This is a genomic window from Pseudomonas tehranensis, assembly GCF_014268615.1.
Lineage (GTDB): Bacteria > Pseudomonadota > Gammaproteobacteria > Pseudomonadales > Pseudomonadaceae > Aquipseudomonas > Aquipseudomonas tehranensis.
The window spans coordinates 22,314-38,250 of the sequence record NZ_JABWQV010000026.1; the positions used below are offsets into that span (position 1 = coordinate 22,314).

A 15,937-nucleotide genomic window follows, 5' to 3' on the forward strand; every position below is an offset into this window, starting at 1 on the left:
AAAGTTGGAGAAGGCGAGTTGATCCGACTAGGCTGGGAGTGGCTCAAGGAGGGAAAAGGGGACAGATTTATTTAATTGCGCTGTGTCTTAAATAAATCTGTCCCCTTTTCTTCGGGAGAGCCTTCATTATGCTGTCGACTTTTTTGACTTTCTTTATAAGCGTGTATTGGCTCATATTTAATATGTGCTCTCTTATTTCTGAATGCTGGCGGATTATAACGGCGGCTGAACAAACAGAAGATAGATAGGGTTAGAGGGCTCTGAGGAGGCAGGAACCCAAGTCGATGACGCCAACGCCAAAATGACAGGAAAAGGGGACAGATTTATTTAATTGCGCTGTTCTTAAATAAGTCGGTCCCCTTTTCTTCGGTTAATCGATGGCTTACAGGAAGCTGAAATGAAATATTACTTGTTGCGAGAAGATGTGCAGTTTCCTGGGCGTTGGTATTTGGGTGATATAAAGCACTGCAATAACTGGCTGTTTATCGATCCTCCTGCTGAGTATATGGAGTCATGTACCTACGCCCTGGAGGTTCTTGAAGAGGGCGTGAATCTGGATTTTTCCTTAGCAGGATATGCCTCCGTGCCGATCTTGAGTAAAAAAGCCAAGGATGCATTGGCGGGAATTCCCGACGTTGGTGAACCGTATATGAATGTTGTGCTTGAGCCTGTGACGGTTGCAGGGAAGCAAGCTCTCGATCATTACTATGTAATGATCGTAGAGACCCAAATAGATTGCGTAGACGAATCACGTTCCGTTTTCGAAAAGTATGAGGTTAATGACCCTGTTAGACCTGATAGAGTCGGTGAATACAGAGTATTTCTAAATCTCGTAATTGACCCTGTCAAGGCCCAGGGGAAACATATTTTTCGTGTCAAGAAACACTTGGGGGCAGTGATAGTTAGCGAGGATGTGAAGCTTCGTCTGGAACGGGCAGGTCTTGCAGGGGGTCTATTCGAAGGTGTCAATGGCGAAGGAGAAGTTGTATGTTAATTAACGAAGAGATTGCAAGTTGACGTATCCGGCAGGTGCAATTTTGTGGCGCGGAAGTATGGACTCAAAATCTACAGATCAGCTGGCATAGCGGGTGCTTGGAAAAGGGGACAGATTTATTTAGTAGCGCTGTTCTTAAATAAAACTGTCCCCTTTTCTCATTCCTCATGAGAACGCACTGAAGTGAAAAAAATTAATAACCTACTTGAGCAGCACCGACGCTGGCTTTCCCAGTCGGAAGGCATGACGACTCAGGAGCTTGACTACATTGATGAGGATCTGGCCAGCGACTCGTTAGGTGGATTGAACAATGTGGCTGATTCATTGGGGATGCTGGCGACCTATTATGGCATTCAGGGCGAAGTCGCTATCAGTGACAGAGATGCTTCTGGCTGGGAGCATGTCTCGCGCTCGATGATGTACCGTTATTGGGCGCTGATGCTCAAAGCAAAGGCTTTCTCCAAAACGAGTTTTCTTCAAGGCGTCAAAACTGTCCCCAATTTGACTAACCAATTGAGCATTGCCGGATGCTTGCTGGCCGGATTGATAGTGGCTGATCGTCGAGAACTGGCTGCGTCCGTAGCCGATGTGCTGGCGGGGATGCTGACCATCAATGGCGCCGTCGATTCCAGCTATCTTAAACAGCGTCGATTCGAGCCTTTTATGCTCTGGCTTTATTCAGCCTACTCGCAAGGAGATACGCTTCCAGAGATCAAGTCGATGGATCTGGGTATTTATCAAAACGTGATAGACGAATGGACAAATGAGCAAGGGCTTGCTCATGCACTGGAAGAGCTATGTCAATATCACTTATCCAATGTTGAAGACAACGGCGGGGCCTGGGACCCTGAATTCAAATATGCGCCTTTCGATTTGTTGCCTGTGGAGGTCCACGCGATTTTTCAGGTCCGACAGCAACTAGGTTTTACTGCTCCAGCGGTATCGAGCCCTTTATTGTCAGCAGAGACGGCTGCGCTGGAGAACCTGGTCATCATTTCTGATCAGCTTGCGGTCCGGGTAGAGACGGCCTACGAGAGTTTCTTCGGGCTTTAGACGCAGGAGCTATCACAGAGGGAAAAGGGGGCAGATTTATTTAGTTGCGCTGTTCTTAAATAAATCTGTCCCCTTTTCTTCTGTCCCCTTTTCTTCTGTCCCCTTTTCTTCTTTTCTTTTTTAGATCCAATGGTTTCGACAAAATTATTAGTACTAGGGCAAGAACCCCATGAGTGCAGCAGATATAGAACTATGGATTTATGCGCGTCCTGACGGAGCTCTAACTATAGATCAGCGACATGCTGAAGTCATGGATAGGATGTCTCGGATTGGTGCTCCTTTAGGCTTTGCGGGTCTTGAGCTTCCGGCTGCCCCGAGCTGCGGCGATGGTTTGGTTGCTACCTATACAGTTAAACTTCCCATCAGAGGGCTTAGATTTGTGGGGGACTATGCGTATCGTGGTGAGCGATACATATATAAGGATAGGGCCTCTTATGACGAGCATTTGCGTTTTGTGTTTAAGATATCAAATAAGGCTATTGATTATGGTCTTGTTGTGAACGAGTTTTTACCAAAAGTGGTTGAGGCGTTTAAAGGATATAAGGCCCAAGTATCCTATGATCTTTATGGTCTATATTATCAGGGAGGATTGAATGATGATAACTCGATTTATAATCGGTTGCGTGAAGACGAGGCAGTAGATGTTGATGGGCGCAACAATATTTATACGTTATACCCCGCGCAGTTCTGGGATGCAGCGCTTTGCCAGCGTGCCTTAGGCTATGGCCCCGATAAAGTAATTGCACGGTTGCAAGGTAAATGTCTTATGGCCGAACGGCTGATGGATGGGGTCTATTTGGTGCTCAACGATGACCCGAGTATCTCCTATGAAGCCTTTGTAGAAATGAACGAGCGGATCAAGCCGATCTTGGGGCTTGTTTAGTGTGGGGAAAGGTATATATGGAAAAGGTGGGAACTGATGAGCGAGCAGGGGCTGTATAAAAAAATTGGCCAGCTTTTATTGGATGCTGGTCCCTTGGAGGCTCAGAAAATAGTTGTTAGGGCTAGGCTTTTTGCCGAGGGCGATGGAGGAAGTTATGAGTTTGATTATTTCGATAAAACAAACCGCTCAAGCTGGTTTGATCCAGACAGCAGGGCTGTGGGGGATTTGACAGAGTTATTGGTTGAGCTCCGGCGCTACTATGTTGAAAATGGATTGTGCCAAAATGGAAAATCTTGGTCTTCGTGTGCAGTTACCCTAGATGTAGAGAGGATGAAAATTAGTATTGACTACAATTATGATGATTAAATTTTTTGCGGAGGTAGGGGGCTAGGATGTTGCGTTTTAGGAAAGGGGGGAATTTATTTAATTGCTCTGTTCTTAAATAAATATGTACCCTTTTCTCTTAAATAAAACTGTCCCTTTTCTTTCTCTGGCAGCAGCGGGCAGAAACTTTTAAGGAGTAAAAAATGGGAGCGATTACTGCGCAACAAATCGAGGATCTAGTGTCTTTGCATTCAGATATTATATGTTTTGGTCATGAAGCAGATGCGGTAGATGAACGATGGATTAGCGAGGCAGAGAGCCGATTAGGGAAGCCTCTGCCTGTATCATATAAGTGGTTCTTAAAGAAGTATGCGGGTGGGGAGATCGGTTCTGAAGAGATTTATAGTGTTTATGGAGTGGCGTTCGATAGTGTTAATGGGGGGGATATCGTTTATCAGCACATTGTGGGTGTAAGAAATAGGTTGGTGGATGATAAAAAGCTGGTGGTGAGCGAGTCGGATTTGGGGGAAGTGTTCTTTTTTGATTATTCTAGGTTCCAAGATGGTGAATGTCCGGTTAGGGTGCGTATTCCTTCCGGGGAGAACATTAATTATGCTGTCGATTTTTTTGAGTTTCTTTATAAGCGTGTGTTGGCTCATATTTAATATGTGCTCTCTTATTTCTGAATGCTGGCGGATTATAAAAGGCGGCTGAACAAACAGAAGATAAGGGAAAGGGGGGTTATTCAATTTCTCTGTTCTTAAATAAATCTGTTCCCTTTTCTACGTGGGATTTTATTGCCGACATTAACAAAGGCTAGAGGTAATAGACATGACGTCGCTGTTGTCGGATTGGTGTGCCTTCTGTGAAGGCAGGGCAGTTTTCGATAAATCTCACTTTTTGGGATTATTGAAAGCGCACAGTGGTTTCGAGGAAATTCAATGTATATTCAGCTATTTTCCATTTTCGGAAGAGTTGGTTGACAGAGCTGAGCGGGTTCTTGCTTCTGGAGATATGGAGAAATCTCTGTATCTCTTGCCAAGACTTAAGGTTGGAGATGGTGAATTAATTCAGCTAGGCTGGGAGTGGCTCAAGGAGCAAGGAAGAGTATGTGCGGTGCTCGGTGATTCCGAGCTTCTAAGAATTTGTGAAGATGCCCGAGTGCTTTTTGTTGATAATCACGATATGGGCCATTGGCTTCAACAGGATATTCCTCATTATTGGTTGTTTGATGAGATTGGGGATGCGATCAGGGGGAGCATAATTTCTGATGCCGACCAAACCTATGCGCTGTTTGAGGCGCTTTATGGGTTGTCTGCGGATTATTATCTTGCTTGGTACGTTGGGCGGCCATTGTTTAGGTTTGACATTAATTTGGAGTCTTACTTTAGATTCTGGCGATCTGGAGGGAGATGCGCTCTCACCGAGAGTGGATTCTTAGTGGCTAACTAAAGCAGGGAAAGCGGGATGCACTCATTTAATTGTTTGATTTAAATAAATATGCCCTTTCGTTCTTTTTTACGAGCGAAACACGACCTTGTCCAGCTGATTAGAATACGCACCTGCCGGTTTCGAATAGAACGAAATATCTTGTATAGGGACGTTTCCCATTGACTTGCAGGACATTTCCTAGAAAATCCCAACCCCTTGCGCCTGCCGATTCCGGTGCCTAGTCTTTGTTCGCCGCTGCCAATCCAGCGGTCGGGTTTAGCAGCTCGGAATCACGTTAGGCGCATGGCAACTGCCATTCAGTGCGGGCGTTTTTATTGCTCGAAGTCTTATGGCGGCTGTGCGCAGGGCATCTTCGGGTGCGCCGGTTTCCTAACGTACCGGTCTGCTAACCTGCGCATGGCTGCCACCCATTCGTTTAGCAGCGAACGTGGCGGCCCCCACTTACGTTAGGGGTATTCCATGGACAAACTCATACCAGACCCACCCGTTCCCCCGCTGCATCTGGACATCGCAGCCGACGCCAACGCCGAACGTGTCATCGATTCCTATTTGAACCCCAAACCTGCCCAGCCTGACAAGAAGCCTTCCCCCGACCAGCTATTCACTGTCGTGGAGGGCATTGATGCTGAGAGCCTGCTGGCCAACCTCAGCGAAACCCTGGCTTCTGCCAATGTCATGGCCAATGACCTGGCGTTCGAATTGGAAGGCTCTCGACGGCATTTTGCATTGGGGCTGCAACAGTTGATTGAACTGGGGCAGATGTTGGCAAACCGGGCGCTGGATGTCGTAGACCCCAGATAGGCGCCGAGAAAAACGGATTTGATCAATGTCGACCGATCAAATCCGTTTTTGGTAGGAGCTGTCGAGCGAAGCGAGGCTGCGATCTTTCTCCTGACAGTTGAATTTGAGGCGAAGATCAAAGGATCGCAGCCTCGCTTCGCTCGACAGCTCCTACAGCCCCTGACCTAAGAGCTGGCCTTTTGTTAAAGGCTGAACCGCCCAACCATGCTGGTCACGTCCTGGCACAGTTGACCGTGTTCTATGCCCGGCAGGTAGCCGATAGGTCCCGGAACTTCCCCACACAATCTCTTAACGGAACGCCATTTCCTGCCGATACCCTGACGAGCCCTGTTTTCTATAGCGTTTCGGCGCGCGAAAACGGCTAGCAATGCGCGCCACACCGGGCGGTGACACGGCGTTTCGTTGTTTTGCCATTGGGTGCATCTTTTTACTTGCCTGGACATCCTCGATGCTGGCGTACCACCAAAAAAGTTTTCTGATCGTCGATGATTTCTCGGATTTCCGCAGTTCCGTCCGGTCCATGTTGCGTGAGTTGGGCGTCAAGGACGTGGACACCGCTGACACCGGTGAAGTGGCGCTGCGCATGTGCTCGCAGAAGCGCTATGACTTTATTTTGCAGGACTATCACCTGGGCGACGGCCGCAAGAACGGTCAGCAGGTGCTGGAAGACCTGATGGTCGAGAAGCTGATCAGCCATGAGAGTGTGTTTCTCATGGTGACGGCTGAAAGCAGTCAGGCGATGGTGCTCAGTGCTTTGGAGCATGAGCCCGATGCGTACCTGACCAAGCCGTTCAATCGCTCGGGGCTGGCTCAGCGGCTGGAACGGCTGGAGCAGCGCAAGACGCTGCTCAAACCGATCCTGCAAGCCCTGGATCGTGGCAAGCCGATGGAGGTGCTTAACGCCTGTATCGCCCTGTGTAAGCAGGATCCGCGCTATGGCCCGCTGTGCCTGCGTTATCGGGCCGATGCGCTACGCGACCTGAATCAGAATGAAGCCCTTGAGCGCCTGTACAACACCATCCTGGCTGACCGTCCTTTGCCGTGGGCCTATGCCGGGCTGGGGAAGTTGTTGTTCAAGCGCGGCCAGGTCAGGCAGGCCAAGGACGTTTATGAAAAAGCCCTGAAAGTATTCCCGATGATGCCGGCGTTGTATGACGGCATGGCTGAAGTGCTGGTGGCCGAAGGCGATACGAAGCAGGCTCAGCAGGTGCTGGAAGAGGCGGTTCGCCTTTCGCCGCTGGCGGTGCGCCGGCAGTCGCTGCTGGGGAAGCTGGCGATGACCAACGAAGATTTCGAGACGGCGTCCAAGGCCTATCGGCAGGCGGTCGGGCAGGGCGCGCAGTCGCGCTTCAAGGACCCGGAAAGCAACCTGGGCCTGGCCCATGCGCTGATCAGCAAGGGCAGCGAGAAAGGCCTGGATACCCGCACCCGGCTGGAAATCAACACCACCCTCAGCGCGGTGGCCAAGGAAAATATCAACGACCCTGGATTGCAGGTGCGTGCGCGGTTGATGAAGGCCACCAGCCTGTTGCTCAACGATGCCGAAACCGCCGAAAAGCTCACCGAGCAGGCCTTGCAGCGTCTGGACGGCATGGAGCAGTTCATGAGCGCCGAGGCTGCTTTGCTGGTGGCCAAGCAGCTGCAAATGCTCGGTCAGACCAGCGCTGGCGAGTCGATGCTCAAGAACTGCGCGGAGATCTATGGTGATGATCCGACGGTGATGCAAGGCATCGCCAAGCTGACCGACGATCCGAACATCCTCAATCAAGGCAATGCCGCCGCCGAGCTGAACCGTGAAGGTGTGCGTGTCTACAAAACCGGTGCGTTGCCCGAGGCGCGAGAGCTGTTCCGGCGAGCCCTGAAGATGCAACCGAAGAACATCAGTATTGCTTTGAACATGGCGCAGTCACTGTTGCATGGCACCGATACCAGCGTGGAGTCGGAACTGCTGCAGGAATGCCGCGCCTGCCTGAAACTGGTGGGCATGATGCCCGACACCGATGCGCGTTTTGCGCGTTATCAGAAACTGCGAAGCAAGGCATTTGGCGATGAATGACAGCGAACAGGCTCTCGATTTTTCCACGGTGATCGCATCTACCGTGCACGACATGAAAAACTCCCTGACCTTGCTCATGCAGGCTCATACCCAATGGCTTGAACGTTTGCCCGACCCCGAGCGACAGACGTCGGAGCAGGGCGTCATGGAGTTCGAGTTCGCTCACCTCAATGGTCTGCTGGTGCAGTTGCTGGGATTGTACAAGCTGGGGGTCAACCAATTGCCGCTGCATCCGGCCTATCACGAGCTGGATGACTTTATCGAGGCGCAACTGGCCGGCCATCAGGACGTGTTCCGCAGTCGCGGGATCATGGTCACTTACGACGTCGACCCCCTCAGCCCCTTGGGTTTTTTCGATCGTGAGCTGATTGCTTCAGTGCTCGATAACAGCATCAACAATGCCATCCGCCACGCGCGCCAGGCGTTGCTGATCAGTGCGAGCGACGAGGCCGGGCAACTGGTGCTGACCATCAATGACGACGGCGAAGGCTACCCGGCCGAGATGATCGAGCGTCAGGCCGAGTATGTGCAGGGCATCAATCACAGCAGCGGCAGCACCGGGCTGGGCTTGTACTTCGCCGCGCGGATTGCCGGGTTGCATCAGCGTGGTGGGCTGTGTGGACGTACCGAGATTGCCAACGGCGGAGTGCTGGGCGGGGGCGTGTTCCGGATTTATCTGCCCTGAGCCTACTCGGCACTCATAAATCTGTCGACACAACCCCCTGTGGGAGCGAGCCTGCTCGCGATAGCGGTGTATCAGTCAACTCAGCATTGGCTGACCCGACGCCATCGCGAGCAGGCTCGCTCCCACCCAGTATTCCAGGGCTTGTTGTTTATTGTCTTGGGCCGCTTGATATTCCGAACACCCGAAGCCTATTTTGTACGGGTTGCCGTTCGCGGCTCGCACATTACAAGGATTGCGTCATGACGACCGATGGCCAGTGTTCACTCGCGCAGCGACTGACGGGCATTGATGAGATTGAGTGTGTCACCCCGGATTTGAATGGCGTACCACGAGGCAAGGTGATGACCGCCGAGGGCTTCCTCGAGGGTCGACGGTTGCAGATGGCGCGGGGTGTGCTGTTGCAATGCATCATGGGCGGTTATCCGCCGTCGCGTTTTTATGGCAGCGACGACGGCGACCTGGCACTGGTGGCCGACCCGAAACAGATCCACCGCCTGCCCTGGAGCGAACAACCGCGAGCCTTGGCGATTTGCGACGCCGATGAGCTGACCGGGGAAAGCTCGCGGCTCTCCACGCGCGGCCAGCTCAAGGGCGTTGTTGCCCGCTATGCAGCCCTTGGCCTGGCGCCCGTGGTGGCGACCGAGCTGGAATTTTTTGTGTTTGCGCCCAACCCGGACCCGACCCAACCATTCCAGCCGCCCGTGGGCCTGGACGGACGGCGTGAAGACGGTCATTCGGCGTTCAGCATCAGTTCCAATAATGGCCTGCGCCCGTTCTTCAAAGAGGTCTATGCCTGCATGGCGGCGCTGGGCTTGCCCCGCGACACCTTCATGCATGAAATGGGCGTGAGCCAGTTCGAGATCAACCTGCTGCACGGCGACCCTTTGTTACTGGCCGACCAGACGTTCCTGTTCAAGCACCTGCTCAAGGAAGTGGCGCTCAAGCACGGCCTGACCGTGGTTTGCATGGCCAAGCCCCTGGCCCATACGCCGGGCAGTTCGATGCATATTCACCAGAGCGTCGTCGAGCTGGACGGCGGCCGTAATGTGTTCAGCGACGAAGCGGGCGAGCCAACGGCGGCGTTCCGGCATTTCATCGGCGGGCAACAGGCCGGCATGGCGGATTTCACGGCGCTGTTTGCGCCGAACGTGAACTCCTACCAGCGCCTGTGTCACCCGTTTGCGTCACCGAACAATGCCTGTTGGTCCCATGACAATCGTTCGGCCGGGTTGCGCATTCCCGCCAGTTCGCCAGCGGCCCGTCGGGTCGAGAATCGCTTGCCGGGGGCCGATGCCAACCCGTACCTGGCGATTGCCGCCAGTCTGGCTGCGGGGCTTTATGGCATTGAAAACCGCCTGGAGCCAAGCGCCGCGATCCAGGGCGAATTCCAGGTGCCGGATAATCTTTCGCTGCCATGTACCTTGCATGCCGCCCTGGAACGTCTGAAGCGTAGTCATCTGGCGAAGGAACTGTTCGGTACGGAGTTCATCGAAGGCTACATCGCTTCGAAGACTATGGAACTGACCAGCTTCTTTGATGAAATTACTCCCTGGGAGCGGCGTGTTCTAGCGGCCCAGGCATAACCAAACGTCGCATTCGGGCTATCTTCAAAATAGCCCGTACTCATCTCAAGGAGCCGCTCGGAACGCCGATGCGCCAAATCTGGAAACCTTTTCGAGCGCTGTATTTCGCCTCGCTGATGATGTTGATCGGCTCGGGCCTGCTGAGTACCTACCTGGCCTTGCGCCTGGCTGCCGACAATGTCGACAGCCTGTGGGTCGGTGCGCTGATGGCCGCCAACTATTTCGGCCTGGTGCTGGGCGGCAAGATTGGCCACCGGCTGATCGCCCGCGTCGGGCACATCCGGGCTTATTCGGCCTGCGCCGGGATTGTCGGTGCGGCGGTGCTGGGCCACGGTTTGGTGGATTGGCTGCCGGCCTGGATCGTGCTGCGGGTGATCGTCGGCCTGGGCATGATGTGTCAGTACATGGTGATCGAGAGCTGGCTCAACGAGCAGGCCGATGCCAAGCAGCGTGGTGTGGTGTTCAGTGGTTACATGATCGCCTCCTACCTGGGGCTGGTGCTGGGCCAGTTGATTCTGGTCATGCATCCGTCCCTGGGGCTTGAGCTGCTGATGCTGGTGGCGCTGTGCTTCGCCTTGTGTCTGGTGCCAGTGACATTGACCCGGCGAATTCACCCGGCGGCGCTGCATCCGGCGCCGATGGAGCCACGCTTTTTCATCAAGCGTGTGCCGCAGTCGTTGAGTACGGTGCTGGGCTCGGGGCTGATCGTCGGCTCGTTCTATGGCTTGGCGCCGCTGTACGCCTCTCAGCAGGGGCTGTCGACCGAGCAGGTGGGTTTGTTCATGGGTAGCTGCATCTTTGCCGGATTGCTGGTTCAGTGGCCCCTGGGCTGGCTGTCCGATCGCTATGACCGGGCGCTGCTGATCCGTTGTTTTGCGCTGGTCCTGACGGTCTGTGCGCTGCCGCTGGCGATCCTGCCGACGGTGCCGTTGGAGGTGCTGTTCGTCGCGGGGTTCTTCTGTTCGTTGGTGCAGTTCTGCCTGTATCCGCTGGCGGTGGCGTTTTCCAACGACCACGTAGAAGCTGACCGACGGGTATCCCTGACCGCGATGCTGCTGGTGACCTATGGGGTTGGCGCCAGTATCGGACCGCTGGTAGCAGGGGTGCTGATGAAGATGTTCGGCAGCCAAATGCTCTATGCCTTTTTTGCCTTCTTCGCCCTGGTGCTGGTGTGGCGAATCCGGCCGAAGGCGGTGACCAACCTGCATCAGGTCGACGACGCACCGCTGCATCACGTGGCGATGCCGGACAGCATGTCCAGTTCGCCCCTGGTGGCGTGCCTCGATCCCCGGGTGGACGAACAAGTGGTGCAGGAGCAGATGCACGTCGAGCCTGTGCCGGCGGAAGAGCCAGTCGACGAAGAACCCGTCATGGAGGAAGCTGCCGCCGCAGAGGCGAACGACGAGCCGCCGAGCCCCGATTTCACTCAGGCCAGGCCTTGAGCCAGCCATAAAAAAAACGGGCAGTCACCGCAAGGGACTGCCCGTTTTTTTACGTGTCGAAAATCAGAGGTCGTCTTTGTCGAAACGACGGGCTTCGCGCTGCAGTTGATACACAAAACGCTCAACCTGCCGTTGCACCAGGCCGCTGATGTTGTGGAAGCGCACGCCGGCGAAGGTGGTGTTGATCCTTTCTTCGAAGTGCAGATAGCGCAGCTCGACCGGTGCGGTCATGTTGCCGAAGGGCAATGCCGCGATAAAGCGCTCGTAGACCTGGCCCAGTTGCAGGCGCGCAGTAATGTCACCTTCGAAACGCAACTTGCAGCCTGTGGCGGAAATGTCCAGCAGCTTGCCGTCCACCGGTGACTTGAGTTTGTCGCCGCCCAGCTCGACGTTCACCAGTTGCGCCAGCTTCAGGGCGGCACGGAAGGCGTTGCGGCGTTGGTGGTAAACCACTTCGTCAGGCAAGGCGCCGCGATAGCAGCGACCATCGCTGGACTCATCGATGGTCAAAGGGCCGTTGCCGTCCCACGCGATGCGCACGCCATCATGAAAACCCTCGACACGAAACGGTTCGCCCGCCAGCAGGAAGCGCTCACCGTCCCGGGGGATCATTTCGTCCAGGGCGATGACGTTACGCTCTCGGTCGACGTCGACCAGATAGCTCTGAAAGCGCTGGCTGCGTTCGTGAAAGGTGATGATCAGCGGGTCGTGGCTCTCTTGCAGCATCCGCAGGTTGCCGGAAATTTCCAGGGGCGTGGTAAGGACCTTGGGGGGCTGCGGAGCATCATCCGCGTTTGAGGCATTGAACACGGTGGGTCAATCTCCAGGCAAAATACGACGAGTAGCCAGCATTTTGCCAGCATGTGTCGCGCGTTGATAGAGCGCCGGCACTGTTCGTTTCATGCCTGGCTGAGCGGGCGGTGCTTGACCATCTTGGCGGTCGAACCGCGAGCGTCATAGAGCGTCGGGATTTCACCGCCGTTAAGGATGCGCAACTGGTTGGCGGTGGCGGCCTGCTGAACCTGGATCGACTGTCCGTTGCGAGTGTTGGCAGCCTGGCATTGAGCGAGCAGGTCGTTGAGCACTTCGCTTTGGGCCAACAGTTGATCGCCAACCGACGAATGGCTGGCCAGTTGCTCAAGGCCGTCACGATTGGCGGGCAGGTTGAGGCTGGCAAGGATCTCGCTGCGCTTGCGGCCATGCTGATCGAGCAGAATGATCAATGCCTGTTTCTGCGCCAGGATATTCTCCAGCGACGGCATGTCGCGACCGTGCAATGCCAGGGACTCGGCCTGCAATAGCTCCAGCAATTGTTGCGCCGGGGCAAAGTCGTCGGTGATCAGTTGCAATAAATTCGTGTCGTGCATGGCTGGCCTTGGTTCTTAAGCGTCCAAAAGCCTGGCGCTGGCGGTGGCCTAGCGCTGGGCTTCGAAGTTGAGCAGTTTGCTGGCTACACGGTTGCTGTCGACTTTATAGCTGCCATCGGCGATTGCTGCTTTCAACTCGGCCACGCGGGCGTTGTCGACGACAGGTTGATCGCGCAGCTTGTCAGTGACCTTCTGCAACTGCTGAGCCTCATTGCTGAGGTGTACCGACTCCCCGTTGCTGACAGTGGCGGCTTTTTCGGCCGGCGCGGATTTGTCGGCTTCGACGGTTTCCTTGCTGGCGTTAGGACGCGTGGTGCCTGTTAGCGGTGAGGAGCTGTTTAAACGATTGAAATCGATGACCATGGTAAAAAACCTCTGGGTATTTGGACGCTTGCCATGTTTTCGGCCATCCCCAAAAAAACTTTAGGCTCATTTATTCAATGAACGTGCGCACGTCTGCGCTTGCCTTTGCGTAAGGCACAGTCTAGGGAACACCGTGGGCAAGCGCCAGCTCTCTACCCATTTCCAGCCGATTGCTACATGGCCACTTCCACATGGCCGGGGGCCATTACCTGCGCCTTGATAACGCGTTGGGAATTAAGGTTTTTCACCCGAATCTGTTCACGCATGCCACCGTTGGATAACGCCTCGCCCGGCATCCGCACGGCCAGGGTGCCGCTGCGGGCGGTGATGACCACCTGATCGCCCTTGCGGACCACTTCGGCCTGTTCCAGGTGGACCAGGGTAATGATCTGGTCGGCGACCATTGGTCGGACAAGTTTCTGGCCGATGGCCTGATCGACGGAGGTGAGGAAACCCTGGTTGATCTGGCTGACATCCCGTTCCCGCAGCGTCACATCCTGAGGCTCGACGATCCCGGCCCGCTTGAGCGGACGGGTGGTGGTGACGATTTCGCGAAACAGGCGCACTTGAGCGGGCACGAACACCGTCCAGGGCGCGGCGCTGTCGCAACGCAGCTTCACCGTGACCCGACCCAATGGTCTGGCCGGGCTCTCCAGGGAAGCAGTCAATTCCTTGTCACACATGGGCATGCGCAGGCGTGGATCGAGCTGGTTGACTTCGATTTCGTAGCGACCTTCGGTTTGACTGGTTGCCAGGTAGTCTTCTACGGTGAATTCAAGAAAGCCCTGAGTGACGCCGATAAGGAGATCAGGCAAGGTAACCGGAACAGCACCAACGGCAGGGCCGCCCAAAGCGAGCAGGCAGGCAGCCAACAGTGCACCGAGCCAGTGGCGGCAGTGAGTGGTCAGGCGTCGAAAAAATGTCGTTTGTGCGTTCATGCCGGTTCAATAGCAAGCCCCGTGCCGTTTAGTGATGAATGCGCGTCGGACACATTAGCGTTAGGTAGGAGTCAGGGCATGGCGGGAGTAATGGATTCGGTAAACCAGCGCACTCAACTGGTCGGTCAGAATCGCCTGGAGCTGTTGTTGTTCCGTCTCGACGGGCAACAGATGTACGGGATCAACGTGTTCAAGGTTCGCGAGGTGCTTCAATGCCCGAAGCTGACCCTGATGCCCAAGTCCAGCCCCGTCGTGTGCGGTGTGGCCAATATTCGCGGAGCAACCATCCCGATTCTTGATCTGGCGATGGCCACCGGTTCGGGGCGGTTGCTGGATCAGAGCAATCCGTTCGTGATCATCACCGAGTACAACACCAAGACCCAGGGTTTCCTGGTGCGCTCGGTGGAGCGCATCGTCAACATGAACTGGGAGGAGATCCATCCGCCGCCCAAGGGCACCGGTCGCGATCACTACCTCACGGCGGTGACCCGGGTCGATAACCAGTTGGTGGAAATCATCGACGTGGAGAAAATCCTCGCCGAAGTGGCGCCGACCCCGGAAACGATTTCCGTGGGGGTGGTCGACGCCGAAACCCAGCACAAGGCGATTTCACTGCGTGTCCTGACGGTCGATGATTCTTCGGTGGCACGTAAGCAGGTGACCCGTTGTCTACAAACGGTCGGTGTCGAAGTGGTAGCGTTGAACGACGGACGCCAGGCCCTGGATTACCTGCGCAAGCTGGTGGAAGAGGGCAAGAAGCCGGAAGAGGAGTTTCTGATGATGATCTCCGACATTGAAATGCCGGAGATGGACGGGTACACCCTGACGTCGGAAATCCGCAACGACCCGCGCATGCAAAAGCTGCATATTGTCTTGCACACTTCGTTGTCCGGTGTTTTCAACCAGGCGATGGTCAAGAAGGTGGGGGCCGATGATTTCCTGGCCAAGTTCCGGCCCGATGACCTGGCTTCCCGGGTGGTCGAGCGCATCAAGGCAGCAGAATAAAGGTCGGGCGCGTTGTGCGCCTGGCAAATCAACACGATGAAAGAGGCGGTATTTTGTCTACGGGTAATTTGGATTTCGAACAGTTCCGGGTCTTCCTGGAAAAAGCCTGTGGCATTTTGCTTGGTGAAAACAAGCAATACCTGGTGTCGAGCCGTCTCAATAAATTGATGGAACAGCAGGGCCTGAAATCGTTGGGCGAACTGGTCCAGCGCATCCAGACCCAGCCACGCAGTGGGTTGCGCGAGATGGTGGTGGATGCCATGACCACCAACGAAACCCTGTGGTTTCGCGACACCTATCCGTTCGAGGTGTTGAAGAACAGGGTGCTGCCGGCGGCCATCAAGGCCAGTCCGGGGCAACGCTTGCGGATTTGGTCGGCGGCCTGCTCGTCGGGGCAGGAACCCTATTCGCTGTCGATGTCCATCGATGAGTTCGAGCGGACCAATATCGGCCAGCTGAAAATGGGCGTGCAGATCGTCGCCACCGATTTGTCCGGGACGATGCTCAATAACTGCAAGACCGGTGAGTACGACAGCCTGGCCATCGGTCGTGGCCTGTCGCCTGATCGCCTGCAACGCTACTTCGACCCCAAAGGGCCGGGCCGCTGGGTGGTCAAGGCGCCGATCAAGAACCGCGTGGAGTTCCGCTCGTTCAACCTGCTGGACAGCTACGCCAGCCTGGGCAAGTTCGACATCGTGTTCTGCCGCAACGTGCTGATCTACTTCTCTGCCGAAGTGAAAAAAGACATCCTGCTGCGCATCCACAGCACGCTCAAACCGGGCGGCTACCTGTTCCTCGGCGCCTCCGAGGCACTGAACGGTTTGCCGGACCATTACCAGATGGTGCAGTGCAGCCCAGGGATCATCTATCAGGCGAAGTGATTCGCTCGGGTTGTCAAAAAACGGGAGTCCTCAGGGGCTCCCTTTTTTATACCTGCCAATTTCCTCCCCACCACCACTATCCCTGTGGGAGCGGGCTTGCTCGCGAATGC

At 55.0% G+C, this 15,937-nt stretch carries 17 protein-coding genes; 13 read left to right on the forward strand and 4 right to left on the reverse strand.

What is annotated here, in order from left to right:
* Window positions 1-397: 397 nt before the first annotated feature.
* The 11 genes from HU811_RS07610 (at window position 398) to HU811_RS07660 (ending at window position 11,273) form a co-directional block, all read left to right on the forward strand.
* Entirely contained in the window at window positions 398-994 is a 597-nt protein-coding gene (locus HU811_RS07610) for an imm11 family protein (RefSeq protein WP_186655028.1), read from the forward strand.
* A 183-nt stretch (window positions 995-1,177) separates the two neighbouring features.
* A complete protein-coding gene (locus HU811_RS07615) occupies window positions 1,178-2,047 on the forward strand; it encodes a hypothetical protein (protein WP_186655030.1) in 870 nt (289 codons plus the stop codon).
* A gap of 169 nt (window positions 2,048-2,216) precedes the next feature.
* Window positions 2,217-2,930 (forward strand): hypothetical protein, encoded by a 714-nt coding sequence (locus tag HU811_RS07620; protein WP_186655032.1) that lies wholly within the window; start codon window positions 2,217-2,219, stop codon window positions 2,928-2,930.
* A 36-nt stretch (window positions 2,931-2,966) separates the two neighbouring features.
* A complete protein-coding gene (locus HU811_RS07625) occupies window positions 2,967-3,296 on the forward strand; it encodes an antitoxin YezG family protein (protein WP_186655033.1) in 330 nt (109 codons plus the stop codon).
* Between the two features lie 161 nt (window positions 3,297-3,457).
* Window positions 3,458-3,919, forward strand: coding sequence for an SMI1/KNR4 family protein (locus HU811_RS07630; RefSeq protein WP_186655034.1), 462 nt, complete (start codon window positions 3,458-3,460; stop codon window positions 3,917-3,919).
* A 166-nt stretch (window positions 3,920-4,085) separates the two neighbouring features.
* Window positions 4,086-4,706, forward strand: coding sequence for a hypothetical protein (locus HU811_RS07635; protein ID WP_186655035.1), 621 nt, complete (start codon window positions 4,086-4,088; stop codon window positions 4,704-4,706).
* 459 nt (window positions 4,707-5,165) lie between these two features.
* Window positions 5,166-5,507: a DUF6124 family protein gene (locus HU811_RS07640; RefSeq protein ID WP_186655037.1), complete on the forward strand. Its 342-nt coding sequence runs from the start codon at window positions 5,166-5,168 to the stop codon at window positions 5,505-5,507.
* 448 nt (window positions 5,508-5,955) lie between these two features.
* On the forward strand, window positions 5,956-7,563 hold the full coding sequence (locus HU811_RS07645; protein WP_092392931.1) for a tetratricopeptide repeat-containing response regulator: 1,608 nt from the start codon (window positions 5,956-5,958) through the stop codon (window positions 7,561-7,563).
* The gene (locus HU811_RS07650) at window positions 7,556-8,248 is read left to right on the forward strand and encodes a sensor histidine kinase (protein WP_186655038.1); all 693 of its coding nucleotides are present in this window, start codon (window positions 7,556-7,558) and stop codon (window positions 8,246-8,248) included. The genes HU811_RS07645 and HU811_RS07650 overlap by 8 nt, the downstream gene beginning before the upstream one ends.
* Before the next feature lie 341 nt (window positions 8,249-8,589).
* A complete protein-coding gene (locus HU811_RS07655; protein ID WP_186655039.1) occupies window positions 8,590-9,831 on the forward strand; it encodes a glutamine synthetase family protein in 1,242 nt (413 codons plus the stop codon).
* A gap of 68 nt (window positions 9,832-9,899) precedes the next feature.
* Complete coding sequence (locus HU811_RS07660; protein WP_092392922.1) at window positions 9,900-11,273, forward strand: MFS transporter; 1,374 nt, start codon at window positions 9,900-9,902, stop codon at window positions 11,271-11,273.
* Window positions 11,274-11,336: 63 nt separating this feature from the next.
* Here HU811_RS07660 and HU811_RS07665 read toward each other — a convergent pair whose 3' ends face one another.
* From HU811_RS07665 to flgA, 4 genes are all read right to left on the reverse strand, one after another.
* Entirely contained in the window at window positions 11,337-12,083 is a 747-nt protein-coding gene (locus tag HU811_RS07665; protein WP_092392919.1) for a flagellar brake protein, read from the reverse strand.
* An 89-nt stretch (window positions 12,084-12,172) separates the two neighbouring features.
* Window positions 12,173-12,640, reverse strand: a complete 468-nt coding sequence (locus HU811_RS07670; RefSeq protein WP_092392916.1) for a flagella synthesis protein FlgN — start codon at window positions 12,638-12,640, stop codon at window positions 12,173-12,175.
* Window positions 12,641-12,688: 48 nt separating this feature from the next.
* Entirely contained in the window at window positions 12,689-13,003 is a 315-nt protein-coding gene (gene flgM / locus HU811_RS07675; protein WP_092392913.1) for a flagellar biosynthesis anti-sigma factor FlgM, read from the reverse strand.
* 173 nt (window positions 13,004-13,176) lie between these two features.
* A complete protein-coding gene (gene flgA / locus HU811_RS07680) occupies window positions 13,177-13,941 on the reverse strand; it encodes a flagellar basal body P-ring formation chaperone FlgA (RefSeq protein ID WP_092457266.1) in 765 nt (254 codons plus the stop codon).
* Between the two features lie 78 nt (window positions 13,942-14,019).
* On the opposite strand from flgA, the gene HU811_RS07685 reads away from it, so the two are divergent.
* Together HU811_RS07685 and cheR are read left to right on the forward strand one after the other, a co-directional pair.
* The gene (locus HU811_RS07685; RefSeq protein WP_047228760.1) at window positions 14,020-14,946 is read left to right on the forward strand and encodes a chemotaxis protein CheV; all 927 of its coding nucleotides are present in this window, start codon (window positions 14,020-14,022) and stop codon (window positions 14,944-14,946) included.
* Between the two features lie 53 nt (window positions 14,947-14,999).
* Entirely contained in the window at window positions 15,000-15,827 is an 828-nt protein-coding gene (cheR, locus tag HU811_RS07690; protein ID WP_092392907.1) for a protein-glutamate O-methyltransferase CheR, read from the forward strand.
* Window positions 15,828-15,937: the final 110 nt, after the last annotated feature.

What these genes read in the sequence shown, in the direction of transcription:
- HU811_RS07610 (WP_186655028.1), top strand. Translation starts at nt 398, where the DNA reads ATGAAATATTACTTGTTGCGAGAAGATGTGCAGTTTCCTGGGCGTTGG.
- HU811_RS07620 (WP_186655032.1), top strand. Translation starts at nt 2,217, where the DNA reads ATGAGTGCAGCAGATATAGAACTATGGATTTATGCGCGTCCTGACGGA.
- HU811_RS07625 (WP_186655033.1), top strand. Translation starts at nt 2,967, where the DNA reads ATGAGCGAGCAGGGGCTGTATAAAAAAATTGGCCAGCTTTTATTGGAT.
- HU811_RS07630 (WP_186655034.1), top strand. Translation starts at nt 3,458, where the DNA reads ATGGGAGCGATTACTGCGCAACAAATCGAGGATCTAGTGTCTTTGCAT.
- HU811_RS07635 (WP_186655035.1), top strand. Translation starts at nt 4,086, where the DNA reads ATGACGTCGCTGTTGTCGGATTGGTGTGCCTTCTGTGAAGGCAGGGCA.
- HU811_RS07640 (WP_186655037.1), top strand. Translation starts at nt 5,166, where the DNA reads ATGGACAAACTCATACCAGACCCACCCGTTCCCCCGCTGCATCTGGAC.
- HU811_RS07645 (WP_092392931.1), top strand. Translation starts at nt 5,956, where the DNA reads ATGCTGGCGTACCACCAAAAAAGTTTTCTGATCGTCGATGATTTCTCG.
- HU811_RS07650 (WP_186655038.1), top strand. Translation starts at nt 7,556, where the DNA reads ATGAATGACAGCGAACAGGCTCTCGATTTTTCCACGGTGATCGCATCT.
- HU811_RS07655 (WP_186655039.1), top strand. Translation starts at nt 8,590, where the DNA reads ATGACCGCCGAGGGCTTCCTCGAGGGTCGACGGTTGCAGATGGCGCGG.
- HU811_RS07660 (WP_092392922.1), top strand. Translation starts at nt 9,900, where the DNA reads ATGCGCCAAATCTGGAAACCTTTTCGAGCGCTGTATTTCGCCTCGCTG.
- HU811_RS07670 (WP_092392916.1), bottom strand. Translation starts at nt 12,640, where the DNA reads ATGCACGACACGAATTTATTGCAACTGATCACCGACGACTTTGCCCCG.
- flgM (WP_092392913.1), bottom strand. Translation starts at nt 13,003, where the DNA reads ATGGTCATCGATTTCAATCGTTTAAACAGCTCCTCACCGCTAACAGGC.
- flgA (WP_092457266.1), bottom strand. Translation starts at nt 13,941, where the DNA reads ATGAACGCACAAACGACATTTTTTCGACGCCTGACCACTCACTGCCGC.
- HU811_RS07685 (WP_047228760.1), top strand. Translation starts at nt 14,020, where the DNA reads ATGGCGGGAGTAATGGATTCGGTAAACCAGCGCACTCAACTGGTCGGT.